Annotated in this window: 12 protein-coding genes, 1 tRNA gene, 2 other RNA genes and 2 pseudogenes; 15 read left to right on the top strand and 2 right to left on the bottom strand. The window is 53.0% G+C overall.

All coding sequences use genetic code 11. The features are described 5' to 3' along the window. Window positions 1-19 precede the first annotated feature (19 nt). The 7 genes from lpfC (at window position 20) to SBG_RS22150 (ending at window position 6,570) form a co-directional block, all read left to right on the top strand. Window positions 20-2,548 (top strand): outer membrane usher protein LpfC, encoded by a 2,529-nt coding sequence (lpfC, locus tag SBG_RS16795; protein ID WP_000220318.1) that lies wholly within the window; start codon window positions 20-22, stop codon window positions 2,546-2,548. 16 nt (window positions 2,549-2,564) lie between these two features. Further along, window positions 2,565-3,629: a long polar fimbrial protein LpfD gene (lpfD, locus tag SBG_RS16790; RefSeq protein ID WP_000914406.1), complete on the top strand. Its 1,065-nt coding sequence runs from the start codon at window positions 2,565-2,567 to the stop codon at window positions 3,627-3,629. Window positions 3,630-3,634: 5 nt separating this feature from the next. Beyond that, window positions 3,635-4,162 carry a long polar fimbrial protein LpfE gene (lpfE, locus tag SBG_RS16785; RefSeq protein WP_000853794.1) on the top strand — a complete coding sequence of 176 codons (528 nt, stop codon included), beginning with the start codon at window positions 3,635-3,637 and terminating at the stop codon, window positions 4,160-4,162. Window positions 4,163-4,379: 217 nt separating this feature from the next. Continuing rightward, window positions 4,380-6,071 carry a kdo(2)-lipid A phosphoethanolamine 7''-transferase gene (gene eptB, locus SBG_RS16780; protein ID WP_001269267.1) on the top strand — a complete coding sequence of 564 codons (1,692 nt, stop codon included), beginning with the start codon at window positions 4,380-4,382 and terminating at the stop codon, window positions 6,069-6,071. A 90-nt stretch (window positions 6,072-6,161) separates the two neighbouring features. Beyond that, a tRNA-Pro gene (locus tag SBG_RS16775) sits at window positions 6,162-6,238 on the top strand. A 33-nt stretch (window positions 6,239-6,271) separates the two neighbouring features. Continuing rightward, window positions 6,272-6,405, top strand: a non-coding RNA gene (locus SBG_RS22155) — RtT sRNA. Window positions 6,406-6,441: 36 nt separating this feature from the next. Continuing rightward, window positions 6,442-6,570, top strand: a non-coding RNA gene (locus SBG_RS22150) — RtT sRNA. Between the two features lie 40 nt (window positions 6,571-6,610). Here SBG_RS22150 and SBG_RS23505 read toward each other — a convergent pair. Then, window positions 6,611-7,132 (bottom strand): annotated as a pseudogene (locus SBG_RS23505) (substrate-binding domain-containing protein); the annotation flags it as partial. On the opposite strand from SBG_RS23505, the gene SBG_RS23220 reads away from it, so the two are divergent. Further along, complete coding sequence (locus SBG_RS23220; protein ID WP_231845613.1) at window positions 7,023-7,397, top strand: hypothetical protein; 375 nt, start codon at window positions 7,023-7,025, stop codon at window positions 7,395-7,397. The pseudogene SBG_RS23505 and the gene SBG_RS23220 sit on opposite strands and share 110 nt — an antisense overlap. Window positions 7,398-7,444: 47 nt before the next feature. Here SBG_RS23220 and SBG_RS23500 read toward each other — a convergent pair. Further along, window positions 7,445-7,549, bottom strand: a pseudogene (locus tag SBG_RS23500) (LacI family DNA-binding transcriptional regulator); the annotation flags it as partial. 149 nt (window positions 7,550-7,698) lie between these two features. Here SBG_RS23500 and SBG_RS16760 point away from each other — a divergent pair. The 7 genes from SBG_RS16760 (at window position 7,699) to dppF (ending at window position 16,467) form a co-directional block, all read left to right on the top strand. Next, a complete protein-coding gene (locus SBG_RS16760; protein ID WP_000940801.1) occupies window positions 7,699-8,823 on the top strand; it encodes an aryl-sulfate sulfotransferase in 1,125 nt (374 codons plus the stop codon). 56 nt (window positions 8,824-8,879) lie between these two features. After that, on the top strand, window positions 8,880-10,214 hold the full coding sequence (locus SBG_RS16755; protein WP_001135577.1) for a uracil-xanthine permease family protein: 1,335 nt from the start codon (window positions 8,880-8,882) through the stop codon (window positions 10,212-10,214). 542 nt (window positions 10,215-10,756) lie between these two features. Then, entirely contained in the window at window positions 10,757-12,364 is a 1,608-nt protein-coding gene (gene dppA, locus SBG_RS16750) for a dipeptide ABC transporter periplasmic-binding protein DppA (RefSeq protein ID WP_000028042.1), read from the top strand. 167 nt (window positions 12,365-12,531) lie between these two features. Next, window positions 12,532-13,551: a dipeptide ABC transporter permease DppB gene (gene dppB / locus SBG_RS16745; RefSeq protein ID WP_000938840.1), complete on the top strand. Its 1,020-nt coding sequence runs from the start codon at window positions 12,532-12,534 to the stop codon at window positions 13,549-13,551. A gap of 9 nt (window positions 13,552-13,560) precedes the next feature. After that, the gene (dppC, locus tag SBG_RS16740) at window positions 13,561-14,463 is read left to right on the top strand and encodes a dipeptide ABC transporter permease DppC (RefSeq protein WP_000084620.1); all 903 of its coding nucleotides are present in this window, start codon (window positions 13,561-13,563) and stop codon (window positions 14,461-14,463) included. Between the two features lie 10 nt (window positions 14,464-14,473). Continuing rightward, window positions 14,474-15,457 (top strand): dipeptide ABC transporter ATP-binding protein, encoded by a 984-nt coding sequence (gene dppD / locus SBG_RS16735; protein ID WP_001196501.1) that lies wholly within the window; start codon window positions 14,474-14,476, stop codon window positions 15,455-15,457. Then, the gene (gene dppF / locus SBG_RS16730; RefSeq protein WP_000103557.1) at window positions 15,454-16,467 is read left to right on the top strand and encodes a dipeptide ABC transporter ATP-binding subunit DppF; all 1,014 of its coding nucleotides are present in this window, start codon (window positions 15,454-15,456) and stop codon (window positions 16,465-16,467) included. Before dppD ends, dppF begins: the two co-directional genes overlap by 4 nt. Window positions 16,468-16,521: the final 54 nt, after the last annotated feature.

The raw sequence follows: 16,521 nt of genomic DNA, 5'->3' as shown, positions 1-16,521 counted from the left end.
GTTTTAAAGGATTATTATTATGACATGGACGCATCTTCCTCTGGGCAATAAGACCTCGCGTTTCACGCAGTCTGCGCTTGCGCTGATGGTAGCGGGGACGCTCCCCGCGTATGCGGGAACATTTAACCCGCGCTTTCTGGAGGATGTGCCGGGAATTGATCAGCACGTCGACCTTTCAATGTATGAATCTAATAAAGCTGAACAGCTTCCAGGTAAATACCGCGTCTCGGTGGTGGTCAACGACAAAAAAATGGAGTCTCGCACCCTGGAGTTTAAGGCAGCGACAGAGGCGCAGCGCGCAAAAATGGGTGAATCCCTGGTGCCGTGCTTAAGCCGCGTGCAGCTTGAAGATATGGGCGTGCGTATTGATAGCTTCCCGGCGCTGAAAATGGCGCCGCCTGAAGCCTGTGTTGCTTTTGACGACATTATTCCCCAGGCCGCCAGCCATTTCGATTTTGCAGACCAGACCCTGATCATGAGCTTCCCGCAGGCTGCGATGAAGCAGACAGCGCGCGGTACGGTGCCAGAATCGCAGTGGGATGAAGGGGTGAATGCCTTGCTGGTGGATTATAACTTCTCCGGCAGCAACGCCAGCTATGACGCGCACGACAGTGATACCAGCTACAACAGCGACAGCTACTATCTAAACCTGCGCAGCGGTATGAACCTGGGGGCATGGCGGTTACGTAACTACAGTACCTGGACGCGAAACGACGGTAACAACAAATGGGATAACATTGGTACATCCTTAAGTCGTGCCATTGTACCGCTGAAATCACAACTGACGTTGGGGGATACCTCCACCGCCGGTGATATTTTTGACAGTGTTCAGATGCGCGGTGCGCAGTTAACTTCCGACGAAGAGATGCTGCCTGACAGCCAGCGCGGGTTTGCACCCGTCATCCGGGGTATTGCCAAAAGTAACGCCGAAGTCACCGTTGAACAGAACAACTACGTTATTTACCGTACGTTTGTTCAGCCGGGTGCGTTTGAAATTAACGACCTGTACCCAACTTCAAACAGCGGCGACCTGACGGTCACCATTAAAGAAGCGGACGGCAGCGAGCAGAAGTTCGTTCAGCCGTTCTCCGCGGTGGCGATCCTCCAGCGTGAAGGCCATCTCAAGTACAGCCTTTCCGTCGGGGAATACCGCGCCGGGAACTATAACAGCGCCGAGCCGAAATTCGGGCAGCTTGATGCCATGTACGGCCTGCCGTATGGCTTTACCGTTTACGGTGGTTCAATCTTCTCTGACGACTATTATTCGCTGGCGGGAGGATTAGGTAAAAACTTCGGCTATATCGGTGCGGTCTCCATCGATGTAACCCAGGCAAAAAGTAAGCTGGCAAATGAAGAGAATTCGGAAGGTCAGTCTTATCGTTTCCTCTACTCTAAGAGCTTTAACAGCGGTACCGATTTCCGTCTGCTGGGTTACAAGTATTCGACCAGCGGCTATTACACCTTCCAGGAAGCGACGGATGTCCGTAGCGATGCGGACAGCTCGTATAGCCAGTACCACAAACGTAGTCAGATTCAGGGCAACGTAACGCAGCAGCTAGGCACCTGGGGGTCGGTCTATTTCAACGTCACCCAGCAGGATTACTGGAACGATGAAGGTAAGCAACGTTCGCTGAATGCCGGTTACAACGGCCGTATTGGCCGCGTGAGCTACAGCGTTGCTTACACCTGGACGAAAAGCCCGGAGTGGGATGAGAGCGATCGTCTGCTGTCATTCTCCATGTCGATTCCCCTGGGACGTGCATGGAGTAACTACCGCCTCACGACCGATCAGCATGGGCGAACCAACCAGCAATTGGGCGTCAGCGGTGCCGTGCTGGAAGACCGCAACCTGAACTATAGCGTGCAGGAAGGCTACGGCAGCAACGGCGAGGGTAACAGCGGCAGCGTGAACCTGGATTACCAGGGTGGCATGGGTAGCGCCAGCCTGGGCTACAACTACAACCGTGACGGCCAGCAGGTGAACTACGGTCTGCGCGGCGGTGTGATAGCCCATAGTGAAGGCATCACCCTTTCTCAGCCGCTGGGTGAATCCATGGCCATTATCTCCGCACCGGGCGCGCGCGGCGCGCATGTGATCAACAACGGCGGTGTGGAAGTGGACTGGATGGGTAATGCGGTTGTGCCTTACCTCACTCCGTACCGTGAAACGGAAGTCTCACTGCGAAGCGACAGTCTGAACAACCGGGTTGACCTGGATACCGCCTCCGTCAACGTGGTGCCGACGCGCGGCGCAATTGTTCGTGCCCGCTTCGATACCCGCGTGGGCTATCGCGTGCTAATGAACCTGACGCAGGCGAATGGCAAAGCGGTGCCGTTTGGTGCGACCGCCACGTTGCTGGATACCAAAAAAGAGTCCAGCAGTATCGTGGGTGAAGACGGGCAACTTTATATCAGCGGGATGCCGGAGAAAGGCGCCCTTCAGGTGAACTGGGGTAAAGACCAGGCACAGCAATGCCGCGTGGCGTTTACGCTGCCGGAACAACAGGATAATACCGGCGTAGTGATGGCGAATGCCGTTTGCCAGTAACAGGGAGGAGACAAGTATGTTGAAAAAATTGATGACGTTTGCGGGCCTGATGGGCGGGTCGGTGCTGTTTTCTGGCCAGGCGGCGGCAGCGGATTGGGGGCCTTGCGAAGCGGTTGGCGGAACGAAAGTTTATTCCCCCTCATTTGATCAAACGATTTCTGACCCCTCAAAGAACGAGAGTGGATCAATTATCGAAAATTTCTATTCATGGGATGTGGGGGGGTCATATAAGGGAACCTGTGAATGCCCTGCAGTAGCCGATCGCAAGGAGCCCTATCCTCCAGAATATTATAAGGCAACAAGCGATCTGCCTTTAGCGAATGTTGTTGGTGGTTATCAGTACTTTCAGATTAACAGTCATTTGGCATTTTCGGGTGCGATAACGATCTATCATAACGGTCTTGTCCCTATTCCGTTTACCGATCTGTCCAATAAATCAGCAAATGGAACCACTGACTGTGAGCCAGGGAATTATATTACTGGAAGTACTGGAACAATAAATTTGCAAATAACTCACCCGTTTGTCGGTGAGCAGGTTATCCCGTCCACAAAACTTCTGGACCTTTTCGGTACTAAAAAGCCAGGTGTCTATGGTACTACTGCCTTAGCGTCGGTTTATATCAGTGGACGAGTGGTTGTTCCTCAGGGCTGCGAACTCTCCAACGGCAGCACGATTGAAATACCCTTTGGTGACTTTAAGGCCAGTGACTTTAAAGATCGCAAGGGGCAAATTGCTAAGAACGCCACGAAATTCACCAAAGAGCTACAGTTTAAGTGCACCAATATTTCCGATGGCGTAAAGATCTTCCTGCGTATTGAGGGAATGCCAAACGCCAATGACTCGAATGCTATCGATATGGGCAACCCGGATATCGGGGCTGTCATTGAGGGCGATAACGGTAATATTTTAGTGCCAAATGACACCAGCGTTAATCAGGAGTTGGATGTATCGGGTCTTGTTGACGGCACGCACCGAACCGCCTCAACGACCATTTCGGCTTACCCCATCAGTACCACCGGCAAATTGCCGACCGCCGGGAAGTTCGAGGGAATAGCCACCATGAGTATTGATGTGGAGTAAGCAGGATGAAAACCCTTCATGCCTTGATGCCAGCGTGCTTACTGCTTACCGCCTCCGTGATGGCGGCACCGTCGAATATCGGTTCTGCTGGTGATATCCACTTCACCATTACTATTAATGCGGCTACCTGTGAACTGGAAAGCGACAGTATCGACGTCAATATGGATACCGTGGTGCTTCAGCGCCCGGCAAGAGTGGGTAAAGAGCTGAACCAGAAAAGCTTTAGCATTGGCTTAAAAGATTGCGAGTATGCCACAAAGGCCTACGTCACGATGGACGGTACGGCAGATGCCACCAACCCATCGCTTTTTGCCCTGGATAGCGGCGGCGCGACGGGCGTAGCGTTAAAAATTAAAACGTCTGGCGGGGTGCAGCAATACCCCTCCAGTACTGACTCTACGCCCGTAGAACACACCGTCTGGTTTGATGGTACGAACAAGCTGAACTATATCGCCAGCTATGTGCCTGTTAAACCGGATGCCACCGTTGGTACGGCAAATGCGACGGTGAATTTTAGCGTCGTATACGAGTAATCACTGAGGGCCAGTTCGCTGGCCCTTTTCCATTTTTACTGATTTTTTGTAAAAATCATCGCCGATCACATTCTCTATAGACACTTTTCGCTCATCCTGTGGTCTACTTAGCCGCGCTTGTAGACTTTCTCACATCTGCGTTAGCTGCATATTTACCTGTTTGATTAAACAATCGTTGTACAGGTCGTTTTTTTCCCGATTTCCAGGGTTTGTTTGCATGAGATACATTAAATCGATGACGCAGCAGAAATTAAGTTTCTTGCTTGCGCTCTATATCGGGCTGTTTATGAATTGCGCCGTGTTTTATCGCCGTTTCGGCAGCTATGCGCAAGAATTTACCGTTTGGAAAGGAATCTCTGCGGTTGTTGAGCTGGGCGCCACGGTACTGGCGACCTTCTTTTTACTTCGTCTTCTCTCGCTGTTTGGCCGGCGAGTCTGGCGTGTGCTGGCCACGCTGGTGGTGCTATTTTCCGCTGGCGCCAGTTATTATATGACTTTTCTCAATGTGGTGATTGGCTACGGCATTATTGCCTCCGTCATGACCACTGATATCGATCTTTCGAAAGAGGTGGTGGGACTGCACTTTGTATTATGGCTGATTGCCGTGAGCGTGCTTCCGCTACTCTTTATCTGGAGTAATCGCTGTCGCTATACATTATTGCGCCAGTTACGTACGCCGGGGCAGCGTTTTCGCAGCGCTGCTGTGGTGGTACTCGCGGGCGTAATGGTGTGGGCGCCTATCCGTCTGCTGGATGTACAGCAGAAAAAGGTTGAACGGGCGACGGGAATTGATTTACCCAGCTATGGCGGCGTGGTAGCGAACTCTTATCTGCCTTCAAACTGGTTATCTGCGTTAGGACTGTATGCCTGGGCGCAGGTGGATGAGTCGTCTGACTATCATTCATTGATCGACCCGGCGAAGAAGTTTACCTACGTAGCGCCGAAGGATATCGATGATACCTATGTGGTGTTCATTATTGGCGAGACGACGCGCTGGGACCATATGGGTATTTTTGGTTACGAACGTAACACCACGCCGAAGCTGGCGCAGGAAAAAAATCTGGCGGCGTTTCGCGGCTATTCGTGCGATACCGCAACCAAACTTTCATTACGCTGTATGTTTGTGCGGGAAGACGGCGCGGAAGATAATCCACAGCGCACGCTAAAAGAACAGAATGTCTTTGCGGTATTAAAACAACTGGGCTTTAGTTCCGATCTGTATGCGATGCAGAGCGAGATGTGGTTCTACAGCAACACTATGGCTGACAATATCGCTTACCGCGAGCAGATTGGCGCGGAGCCGCGTAATCGCGGTAAAACGGTTGACGACATGCTGTTGATTAATGAGATGCAGAATTCTCTAACCCAAAATCCGGAAGGTAAGCACCTGATTATCCTGCATACCAAAGGGTCGCATTTTAACTATACCCAGCGTTATCCACGTAGCTACGCCCAGTGGAAACCTGAGTGTATTGGGGTAGATAGCAACTGCACGAAAGCACAGATGATCAACTCCTATGACAACTCCGTGACCTATGTTGATCACTTTATTACCAACGTGTTTGATCAACTACGGGATAAAAAAGCGATTGTGTTCTACGCGGCTGACCACGGTGAATCGATTAACGAACGCGAGCATTTACACGGTACGCCGCGCAACATGGCGCCGCCGGAGCAGTTCCGCGTTCCGATGTTGGTCTGGATGTCGGATAAATATCTTGCCAATCCGCAACATGCGCAGATGTTTGCTCACCTGAAACAGCAGGCGGAGATCAAAGTGCCGCGTCGTCATGTGGAACTGTACGATACGATAATGGGGTGTCTGGGGTATACCTCGCCAGACGGCGGGATTAACGAGAACAATAACTGGTGCCATATTCCCGATGGGCAGAAAATCGCCGGGAAGTAAGGGGGATGCCGACTTTCTCGCCGATTGATCGTCATTTTTTTACTAAGGGATTGACGGGCGTTCGGCTGAGCAGTAAGATGCGCCCGCATTCGGTGATTGGCGCAGCCTGGTAGCGCACTTCGTTCGGGACGAAGGGGTCGGAGGTTCGAATCCTCTATCACCGACCAAATTCAAAACCCTGCTCAACGAGCAGGGTTTTTTGCATTTGAAGCCTGAAGAGGATGAGAACCTCCGGGGGCAAGAGGTTCGACCCGAGCGCAGCGAGAGAACGTTGCGGCAGCAACGGCCCGCAGGGCGAGCCACGGAGTGGCGAGTCATCCTCTATCACCGACCAAATTCAAAACCCTGCTCAACGAGCAGGGTTTTTTGCATTTGAAGCCTGAAGAGGATGAGAACCTCCGGGGGCAAGAGGTTCGACCCGAGCGAAGCGAGAGAACGTTGCGGCAGCAACGGCCCGCAGGGCGAGCCTGTCACCGGGAGGTTGATGCCCGCACGACCAGTTCCGGCATGATCCCGTCGCTGTGGCTGACTTTCTTACCCGCCAGTACATCAAATAATAGTGTGATTGCCTGCCGCGCCACCTCATCAAGATGCATATTCACCGCCGTCAGTGGCGGCAGGGATTCGCGTGCCCGGATGCCATCGTAGCGTGTGACCACGCGCATCTGCCCGGGTATGGCCACGGCCTGCTCCTGAAAAGCACGCACCGCGCCGCTGGCAAAGGTATCGATCAGTACCAGCACGCCGTCGATGTCGGGATGTGCCTGCCGTAACTGATGCGCTGCCTGGTAGCCAGCATTTTCACCATCGCTTTCATTAAGGTAATAGATGACGGGTTGCTGGCGCCCTTCACACCAGTGCTGATAAGTCGCTTCGCTCTCCAGAACCGAGGTTCGTCGCGTATTGCTAACAAATAGCGCACATTTGTTGGCGCCGGATGTCTCCAGATGGGTGAGCAGAAGCTGTGCTGTTGCCGCGGAGTGTAGTTCAACCCACGGTACAGGTACGCCGGCACCTGGTGTGCGGCCAATCGTGACACAGGGAATGCCCGCTTGCGCCAGCGTCTGGAGTTGCGGATCGTTTTCTGCCGGTTCAATCAGGATCGCGGCGTCGAAGCTGACCGCATCCAGCGGATTTGCGCCCGGCGGCACCAGAATCAGCGCATGTTGTTTTTCCAGTGCCATCATCGCAGACGTTAACGCAACCTCCATCATAAATCCCAGCCGTGATGCGCCGGAGGCAATCGTCAGCGGCACCGAAGAGAGCAGGGCAATGGTATTGGTTTTTCCGGTTCGTAGCTGGCGGGCGCGAATATTCGGCGTGTAGTTGAGCGCAGCAATAGCCTCTTCAATACGTCGTCGTGTCTGCGGCTCGACAAAGCGGGTGTTATGTAGCGCATTGGATACCGTACCTGGCGACACGCCTGCATAACGGGCAACATCAATCAACTTTGCACGTTTTTTATTTTGAGCAGTCATCGGTTTCCTGGCCTTCGGGGATTTTTGCACAGGGTAACATATTTACCAAACGATAACGTTTGCCTTTTCTGTCTGAAGATTGCAAAAAAACCTTCATTAAAACGTTTTAATAGAGTATTTTGACGCAAATTTATTCCTCAGGAGGCGATGTGGCACATTTAACTCAGGACCCAACTTTCACCCTTGGACGCCGTCTGGCTGGCCTTACGTATGCTGATAAAGCAAAGAGCTTCGGCGGTTATACGCTTTTTGCGCCACAAACCGCAGAAGGGCGGGTCTACCTGGTGGATGAACAAGGCGAAGTGGCGCATCAGTGGCAGCTCCCGGTTCGCGCCGGGCGTGATGCGGTACTGCTGCCGAACGGTAATCTGGGGTATAACGGTAGCCACCGCACCTCGGCAAATCTCTATCCGGCATGGGATCTTTGGCATGGCGGTGATTTTTATGAAGTGACGCCGGATAATGAAGTGGTGTGGCGCTATGAAGACATCTTCCATCACCATGATGCGCAATGGCTGACAAATGGCAACCTGCTGTATACCGCCGCGTCACCGCTGCCTGCTGATATTGCAGCCCGTGTTACTGGTGGTGATCCGCGTCGCGATGCGCCGGATGGCGTCATTCAGAGCGATGTGGTTAAAGAGGTCAATCGCAACGGGGAAGTCGTATGGGAATGGCATGCCTGGGAACACCTGAACCCGGAAGTGTTCCCAATACATGCTATTTTTGACCGCCGTCATTGGCCGATGATCAACGGCTTATCTGTGACGCGTAATGGCCTGGTACTGATGAGCCTGCGTACCACTTCTGGTGTTATCGCTGTGGACAAAGAGAGTGGAAAGGTTGTCTGGCACGTGGGACCGGACGTTGTCGCGCAGCAGCATACGCCGGTTGAGATGGAAAATGGTGCCATTCTGGTCTTTGATAATGGCAATCTGCGCCCTGGCGTCACCTCGCCGCATTCGACGGTGCTGGAGTTTGATCCGCAGACCAAAGCCATCACCTGGCAATATCGCGATATCTTCCCCCCGGCCTTCTTCTCCCCCTATATGGGTAGCGCGCAGCGGCTGGCGAACGGCAACACGTTTATCTGTGAATCGGCTTTTGGGCGTCTGTTTGAAGTGACGCCGGAAGGCGAAACGGTGTGGGAATATATCATTCCGTTCTTTAATGAATATCCGGAGCATTTGAGTAAAGGCATTATTCCCGGAAAACAGAATAGCGCTTTCCGCGCGCATCGCTATGCCGCTGAAGCCATAAGCTGGTTGAAATAATGCAGATCGCCAGCACATGCTGGCGGTCATTTTTTGATGTTTAATGGGAGCTAATCATGCCGCAACATGGTCTTGTTGAGCCGGATAACGATGCTTTACCCTGGCAAACGACACTTCTTCTGGCGCTCCAGCATGTGCTGGTCGTGGCCGCCACCCCTATTACTTCCGTGTTTCTGGTAGCGAAAGCACTGCACTTTACCGATACGGTGACCGCCTCGGTACTTAGCGCGACCTTTCTGATGTGCGGGTTGGGCGCTATCCTGCAAAGCCTTGGTGTAAAAGGTGTGGGCGCACGCCTGCCGTTCATCATGGTACCGGGGGGCGCGCCGATTGCGATTTTTGTCGCGATCGCTTTACAGACCAATATCCAGACGGCAATTGGCGCGGTGATTTTAACGTCACTCTTCTATTTTCTGGCTCTGCCGATTTTTCGTCGCTGCCTGCACCACTTCCCGCCTTTTATTATCGGCATTATGCTGCTGATGGTGTCAATTAACCTTATTCGCCTGTACGGTGGGTTGATTATTGGTCAGCCGGGTAGCTCTGAATTTGCACATCCAACCAGTATCATTTTATCGCTGGGGACTATTCTGATAACGCTGATCTTCGCGTTGGCGTTTAGCGGTATCTTGCGTCAGTTGGCGGTGATGTTCGGCCTCCTGGCAGGAACCCTGCTGGCGATGGGGTTAGGCGAGGCCAATTTTAGCGGTATTCATCACGGCCCGTTATTTAGCTTCCCGCAGCTTTTTCCGTTCGGGTGGCCGATTTTTGACTTTTCAGCTTCATTGCCGTTACTTATTTACGCGGTGATCTCTATGGCTGAAGCTACCGGGCAAACGATTGCGACGGCAGAAATTGTCAATTCCACGCAGAATGTTCAGCAGGCGATTCCACGTACCATTCGCGGTGATGCAGTGATGTCGCTGCTGGGCGGTATTTTTGGTACGTCATTGATTATTACCTCTGGTGAAAATATTGGGGTAGTGCGCACCACCAACGTGAAGTCACGCTTCGTGACGGCGGCTGCCGGCGGAATGCTTATTCTGATTGCGGTATTTGCGCCGTTAGTACGGCTGGCGACCTGTCTGCCAGGTTCGGTTGTGTGCGGTACGGCGGTCATTGTCTTCAGTATTATTGGGGTGATCGGCATTGACATGATCGCACGTGAGTCGTTGCATACACCGGGTAAAACCTATGCTCTGGCGATGGGGCTGGCAATGGGCATGTTGCCGATTCTGGTTCCTGGCCTGTATCAGAATTTCCCGGCGGGCGTACAGATGGTCTTTGGTAACGGCATGGCGGCAGGGACGTTGACGGCTATTCTGGTGAACTCATTATTCAACTGGAGTGAAAAACGTACCCGGAACAGGGTGAAAAACACGTTTTTGTGATCGCAGCAGGCCGCATGACGGCCTGCTCATTCATCGTTCTGTGACATATTCCATTGTCTTTTATCTCTCCGGATGCGTCTTTTTTTCGCCCTGCTTACAGAGAACCTCAGCATTTTCGCCTGTGCGTTTTAACGTTCGTGGCATTAATCGCTCAGATAATCAACATATCGAAAGAAATTTTGCAAATAAAGACTAATTGTTAATCACTAATTGTTGCAAAGTATTAAGTGAATAACTCTGCCTTCCTGCCCGTAGCACAAATTTCTCTGCTGAAAATACCCTTCTGAACTTTTTTTAATCTTTGTTTGTTAATTCTCACCGTTGTTGTAAAAGCTGGTTACCTGTATTGACGTTTTGACATTCTATTGACAGATTGTAGGGAATGAGGGGCATTTTATGGAGAATCCGCACTGCAACTCAGTCGTTTATGCGAACGGAATCCCCCTCTCACTACTGACCTGACCAGGTAAAAAACAAAAAAGGCTGGGCGGTAAAGCCACTGCAAAGGGCAAAACAACATACATCACAATTGGAGCAGAAGAATGAGTATTTCCTTGAAGAAGTCAGGGATGCTGAAGCTTGGTCTGAGCCTGGTGGCAATGACGGTTGCAGCAAGCGTACAGGCCAAAACCCTGGTTTATTGTTCAGAAGGCTCGCCGGAAGGTTTTAACCCACAGCTTTTTACGTCTGGTACTACCTATGACGCCAGCTCTGTACCTATTTATAACCGTCTGGTTGAATTTAAAACCGGTACCACAGAAGTCATTCCGGGTCTGGCTGAGAAATGGGATATCAGTGAGGATGGCAAAATCTATACGTTCCACCTGCGTAAAGGGGTGAAATGGCAATCCAGTAAAGAATTCAAACCCACACGCGAGCTGAACGCTGATGATGTCGTGTTCTCTTTCGACAGACAGAAAAATGAACAGAATCCGTACCATAAAGTGTCTGGCGGCAGCTATGAATACTTTGAGGGGATGGGCCTGCCGGATCTGATTAGCGAAGTGAAGAAGGTAGACGACCACACCGTACAGTTTGTACTGACGCGTCCGGAAGCGCCTTTCCTGGCTGATTTAGCCATGGACTTTGCCTCTATTCTTTCCAAAGAATACGCCGACAACATGCTGAAAGCGGGTACGCCAGAAAAAGTGGATCTGAACCCGGTTGGTACTGGGCCATTCCAGCTGATGCAATATCAGAAAGACTCCCGCATTCTCTACAAAGCGTTTGACGGCTACTGGGGCCAGAAGCCGAAAATCGATCGCCTGGTTTTCTCCATTACGCCTGACGCCTCCGTGCGTTACGCCAAATTGCAGAAAAATGAGTGTCAGGTGATGCCGTACCCGAACCCAGCTGATATCGCCCGAATGAAGGAAGATAAAAATATTACGTTGATGGAGCAACCTGGGCTGAACGTCGGCTATCTCTCGTATAACGTGCAGAAAAAACCGTTGGATAACGTAAAAGTTCGCCAGGCGTTGACCTATGCGGTGAATAAAGAAGCGATTATCAAAGCGGTTTATCAGGGGGCAGGCGTTGCCGCGAAAAACCTGATCCCGCCGACAATGTGGGGCTATAACGACGACATCAAGGATTACACCTACGATCCGGAAAAAGCCAAAGCGCTGTTGAAAGAAGCGGGGCTGGAAAAAGGCTTCACCATCGATCTGTGGGCGATGCCAGTACAGCGTCCATATAACCCGAACGCGCGCCGTATGGCGGAAATGATCCAGGCAGACTGGGCGAAAATTGGCGTACAGGCCAAAATCGTCACCTACGAATGGGGTGAGTACCTCAAACGTGCTAAAGATGGCGAGCACCAGACGGTGATGATGGGGTGGACCGGCGACAACGGCGACCCGGATAACTTCTTTGCCACTCTGTTTAGCTGCGATGCTGCGCAACAAGGCTCCAACTATTCTAAATGGTGCTACAAGCCGTTTGAAGACTTAATCCAGCCTGCGCGTGCGACCGATGACCACAACAAGCGTATTGAACTTTATAAACAGGCCCAGGTTGTGATGAATGAGCAGGCGCCAGCGCTGATCATCGCGCACTCCACCGTGTATGAGCCAGTGCGTAAAGAAGTCAAAGGTTATGTAGTTGATCCATTAGGCAAACACCACTTCGACAACGTCTCTATCGAATAATTAAAAGCATCGCAGGAAGCGCTACGCCCCGGCCTTCTGTAGGCCGGATAAGCGTAGCGCCACCCGGCGTAATGCTTTATTCCGCAACGCATTTTGAGCGGGATAATATTTGTGAGCAATAGCGACTCACGGTTCCAGGCCGTGCGTCCTGAGAGAGAATCCGGGTTATGTTGCAGTTCATTCTCCGACGTTTGGGACTCGTCATCCCGACGTTTATCGGTATTACCCTTCTCACCTTTGCGTTTGTCCATATGATCCCCGGCGATCCGGTGATGATCATGGCGGGTGAGCGAGGCATTTCCCCTGAGCGCCATGCGCAACTGCTGGCTGAACTCGGTCTTGATAAACCGATGTGGCAGCAGTATCTCCATTATATCTGGGGAGTGATGCATGGCGATTTAGGCATCTCGCTGAAAAGCCGTATTCCTGTATGGGACGAGTTTGTGCCGCGCTTTAAAGCGACACTGGAACTTGGTGTCTGCGCGATGATTTTCGCCACCGCCGTAGGGATCCCGGTTGGCGTACTCGCTGCCGTAAAACGCGGTTCTATTTTCGATCATACTGCCGTTGGCCTGGCGCTGACGGGTTACTCTATGCCGATTTTCTGGTGGGGCATGATGTTGATTATGCTGGTTTCCGTACACTGGAATCTGACGCCGGTTTCCGGGCGTGTTAGCGATATGGTGTTCCTTGACGATACCAATCCGTTGACCGGTTTCATGCTGATTGATACCGCTATTTGGGGCGAAGAGGGTAACTTTATCGATGCGCTGGCGCATATGATCCTACCTGCGATGGTTCTCGGCACCATTCCCCTGGCGGTAATTGTACGTATGACCCGCTCGTCGATGCTGGAAGTGCTGGGCGAAGATTATATCCGTACCGCCCGCGCGAAAGGGCTAACCCGCATGCGCGTCATCATCGTGCACGCGTTGCGTAATGCCATGCTGCCGGTGGTTACCGTCATTGGTTTACAGGTGGGGACGCTACTGGCCGGGGCGATTTTGACGGAAACCATCTTCTCATGGCCGGGGCTGGGGCGCTGGCTGATCGATGCGCTGCAACGCCGTGACTATCCGGTGGTGCAGGGTGGAGTGTTACTGGTAGCGACGATGATCATTCTCGTCAATCTGCTGGTAGACCTGCTGTACGGCGTGGTGAACCCGCGTATTCGGCATAAGAAGTAAGGGGCCATCATGTCACAGGTTAGTGAAAATAACGTTACTGCCGCGCCGGTGCCAATGACGCCGTTGCGAGAGTTCTGGCACTATTTCAAACGCAATAAAGGTGCGGTTGTCGGACTGGCGTATGTCGTCATTGTGATCCTGATTGCAGTGTTTGCCAACTTTATTGCGCCGCATAACCCGGCGGAACAGTTCCGCGATGCGCTGCTGGCGCCGCCTGTCTGGCAGGAAGGCGGCAGTTGGGCGCACATTCTGGGCACCGATGATGTTGGCCGTGATGTTCTCTCGCGCCTGATGTACGGCGCGCGTCTGTCGCTGCTGGTTGGCTGTCTGGTGGTTGTCCTGTCGCTGGTGATGGGGATTGTCCTTGGTCTTATCGCCGGCTACTTCGGCGGTCTGGTCGATAACATCATCATGCGTATTGTCGATATCATGCTGGCCCTGCCAAGCCTGTTGCTGGCGCTGGTACTGGTGGCTATTTTTGGCCCCTCCATTGGTAACGCCGCGCTGGCGTTAACGTTTGTGGCACTGCCGCACTACGTACGTTTGACCCGCGCCGCCGTGCTGGTAGAGGTAAACCGCGATTACGTCACCGCTTCCCGTGTGGCGGGCGCTGGCGCGATGCGTCAGATGTTCGTCAATATTTTTCCCAACTGCCTTGCGCCGCTGATTGTTCAGGCGTCGCTCGGTTTCTCTAACGCCATTCTCGATATGGCCGCCCTGGGCTTTCTTGGCATGGGCGCGCAACCGCCGACGCCAGAGTGGGGCACCATGCTCTCTGACGTGCTGCAGTTCGCGCAAAGCGCCTGGTGGGTCGTGACCTTCCCGGGGCTGGCGATCCTGCTGACGGTGCTGGCATTTAACCTGATGGGTGACGGTCTGCGTGACGCGCTCGATCCCAAACTGAAGCAGTAAGAGGTTCGAGATGGCGTTATTAAATGTAGATCAATTATCAGTACACTTCGGCGACGAAGGTATGCCGTTTAAAGCCGTCGACCGCATCAGCTACAGCGTGAAGCAGGGCGAAGTGGTCGGCATTGTCGGCGAGTCTGGCTCGGGCAAATCGGTCAGTTCGCTGGCGATTATGGGATTGATTGATTACCCAGGCCGTGTGATGGCGGAAAACCTGCTCTTTAACGGACAGGATCTGAAACGTATTTCCGAGAAGGAACGTCGCAATCTGGTGGGCGCTGAAGTGGCGATGATTTTCCAGGACCCGATGACCAGCCTCAATCCTTGCTATACCGTTGGCTTTCAGATTATGGAAGCCATCAAGGTGCATCAGGGCGGGAACAAGAAAACCCGTCGTCAGCGAGCGATTGACCTGTTGAATCAGGTGGGCATTCCCGATCCTGCCTCGCGTCTGGATGTCTATCCGCACCAGCTTTCCGGCGGTATGAGTCAGCGCGTGATGATTGCGATGGCAATAGCCTGTCGACCAAAGCTGTTGATTGCCGATGAACCGACCACCGCGCTGGACGTCACTATTCAGGCGCAAATTATCGAGCTGCTGCTGGAGTTGCAGCAGAAAGAGAACATGGCGCTGGTGTTGATCACCCATGACCTGGCGCTGGTGGCGGAAGCGGCGCACAAAATTATCGTCATGTATGCCGGTCAGGTCGTCGAAACCGGCGATGCACACGATATTTTCCGTGCGCCGCGCCATCCCTATACGCAGGCGCTGCTGCGCGCGCTGCCGGAATTTGCCCAGGACAAAGCACGCCTGGCCTCGTTATCGGGTGTGGTGCCAGGGAAATATGACCGTCCGAACGGTTGTCTGCTTAATCCGCGCTGCCCCTATGCGACGGACAAATGTCGCGTTGAAGAGCCTGACCTGAATCTGTTGGCAGGCGGACGTCAATCAAAATGCCATTACCCCCTTGATGATGCCGGGAGGCCGACACGATGAGTACGCATGAGGCCACCTTGCAACAGCCGCTGTTGCAGGCCATTGATCTGAAAAAACATTATCCGGTGAAAAAGGGGATTTTTTCGCCGGAACGTCTGGTAAAGGCGCTCGACGGTGTCTCTTTTACCCTGGAGCGCGGTAAAACTCTGGCTGTGGTGGGGGAATCCGGCTGCGGTAAATCCACACTGGGCCGCCTGCTGACGATGATTGAAACACCTACCGGCGGTGAGCTCTATTATCAGGGACAGGATTTGCTCAAGCATGATCCGCAGGCGCAGAAGTTGCGGCGGCAGAAAATCCAGATTGTGTTTCAGAACCCGTATGGGTCACTCAATCCGCGTAAAAAAGTAGGGCAGATCCTGGAAGAGCCGCTGCTGATTAACACCTCGCTCAGTAAAGCGCAGCGTCGGGAAAAAGCTCTGGCAATGATGGCGAAGGTGGGGCTGAAAACCGAGCATTACGACCGCTATCCACATATGTTCTCCGGTGGTCAGCGCCAGCGTATCGCCATCGCCCGTGGGCTGATGCTTGACCCGGATGTGGTCATTGCTGACGAACCGGTCTCCGCGCTGGATGTCTCGGTACGCGCGCAGGTACTGAACCTGATGATGGATCTGCAGCAGGAACTGGGGCTGTCCTACGTCTTTATCTCTCACGATCTGTCTGTGGTCGAGCATATCGCCGATGAGGTAATGGTGATGTACTTAGGTCGCTGTGTAGAGAAAGGGACGAAGGAGCAGATTTTTAGTCATCCGCGCCATCCGTATACCCAGGCGCTGCTCTCTGCGACGCCGCGCCTGAATCCGGACGATCGTCGTGAGCGTATCAAGCTGACCGGCGAACTGCCAAGCCCGCTCAATCCGCCGCCGGGCTGCGCCTTTAACGCCCGTTGTCGACGTCGTTTCGGACCCTGTACGCAGTTACAGCCGCAACTGAAAGAGTACGGCGGTCAACGGGTGGCCTGCTTTGCCGTCGACCAGGACGAGAATCCGCAGACGTCGGTAAGTTAATGGCATTTATGCCGGATGGCGGCTGCGCCTTATCGGCCTACAAGTACGATGTAG

It is taken from the genome of Salmonella bongori NCTC 12419, assembly GCF_000252995.1.
Taxonomy (GTDB): domain Bacteria; phylum Pseudomonadota; class Gammaproteobacteria; order Enterobacterales; family Enterobacteriaceae; genus Salmonella; species Salmonella bongori.
Note: the sequence above shows the minus strand (reverse complement) of the source record. Positions and strands in the feature narration are given on the sequence as shown.

What these genes read in the sequence shown, in the direction of transcription:
- dppD (WP_001196501.1), top strand. Translation starts at nt 14,474, where the DNA reads ATGGCGTTATTAAATGTAGATCAATTATCAGTACACTTCGGCGACGAA.
- SBG_RS16755 (WP_001135577.1), top strand. Translation starts at nt 8,880, where the DNA reads ATGCCGCAACATGGTCTTGTTGAGCCGGATAACGATGCTTTACCCTGG.
- dppC (WP_000084620.1), top strand. Translation starts at nt 13,561, where the DNA reads ATGTCACAGGTTAGTGAAAATAACGTTACTGCCGCGCCGGTGCCAATG.
- eptB (WP_001269267.1), top strand. Translation starts at nt 4,380, where the DNA reads ATGAGATACATTAAATCGATGACGCAGCAGAAATTAAGTTTCTTGCTT.
- lpfC (WP_000220318.1), top strand. Translation starts at nt 20, where the DNA reads ATGACATGGACGCATCTTCCTCTGGGCAATAAGACCTCGCGTTTCACG.
- lpfE (WP_000853794.1), top strand. Translation starts at nt 3,635, where the DNA reads ATGAAAACCCTTCATGCCTTGATGCCAGCGTGCTTACTGCTTACCGCC.
- dppF (WP_000103557.1), top strand. Translation starts at nt 15,454, where the DNA reads ATGAGTACGCATGAGGCCACCTTGCAACAGCCGCTGTTGCAGGCCATT.
- dppB (WP_000938840.1), top strand. Translation starts at nt 12,532, where the DNA reads ATGTTGCAGTTCATTCTCCGACGTTTGGGACTCGTCATCCCGACGTTT.
- dppA (WP_000028042.1), top strand. Translation starts at nt 10,757, where the DNA reads ATGAGTATTTCCTTGAAGAAGTCAGGGATGCTGAAGCTTGGTCTGAGC.
- lpfD (WP_000914406.1), top strand. Translation starts at nt 2,565, where the DNA reads ATGTTGAAAAAATTGATGACGTTTGCGGGCCTGATGGGCGGGTCGGTG.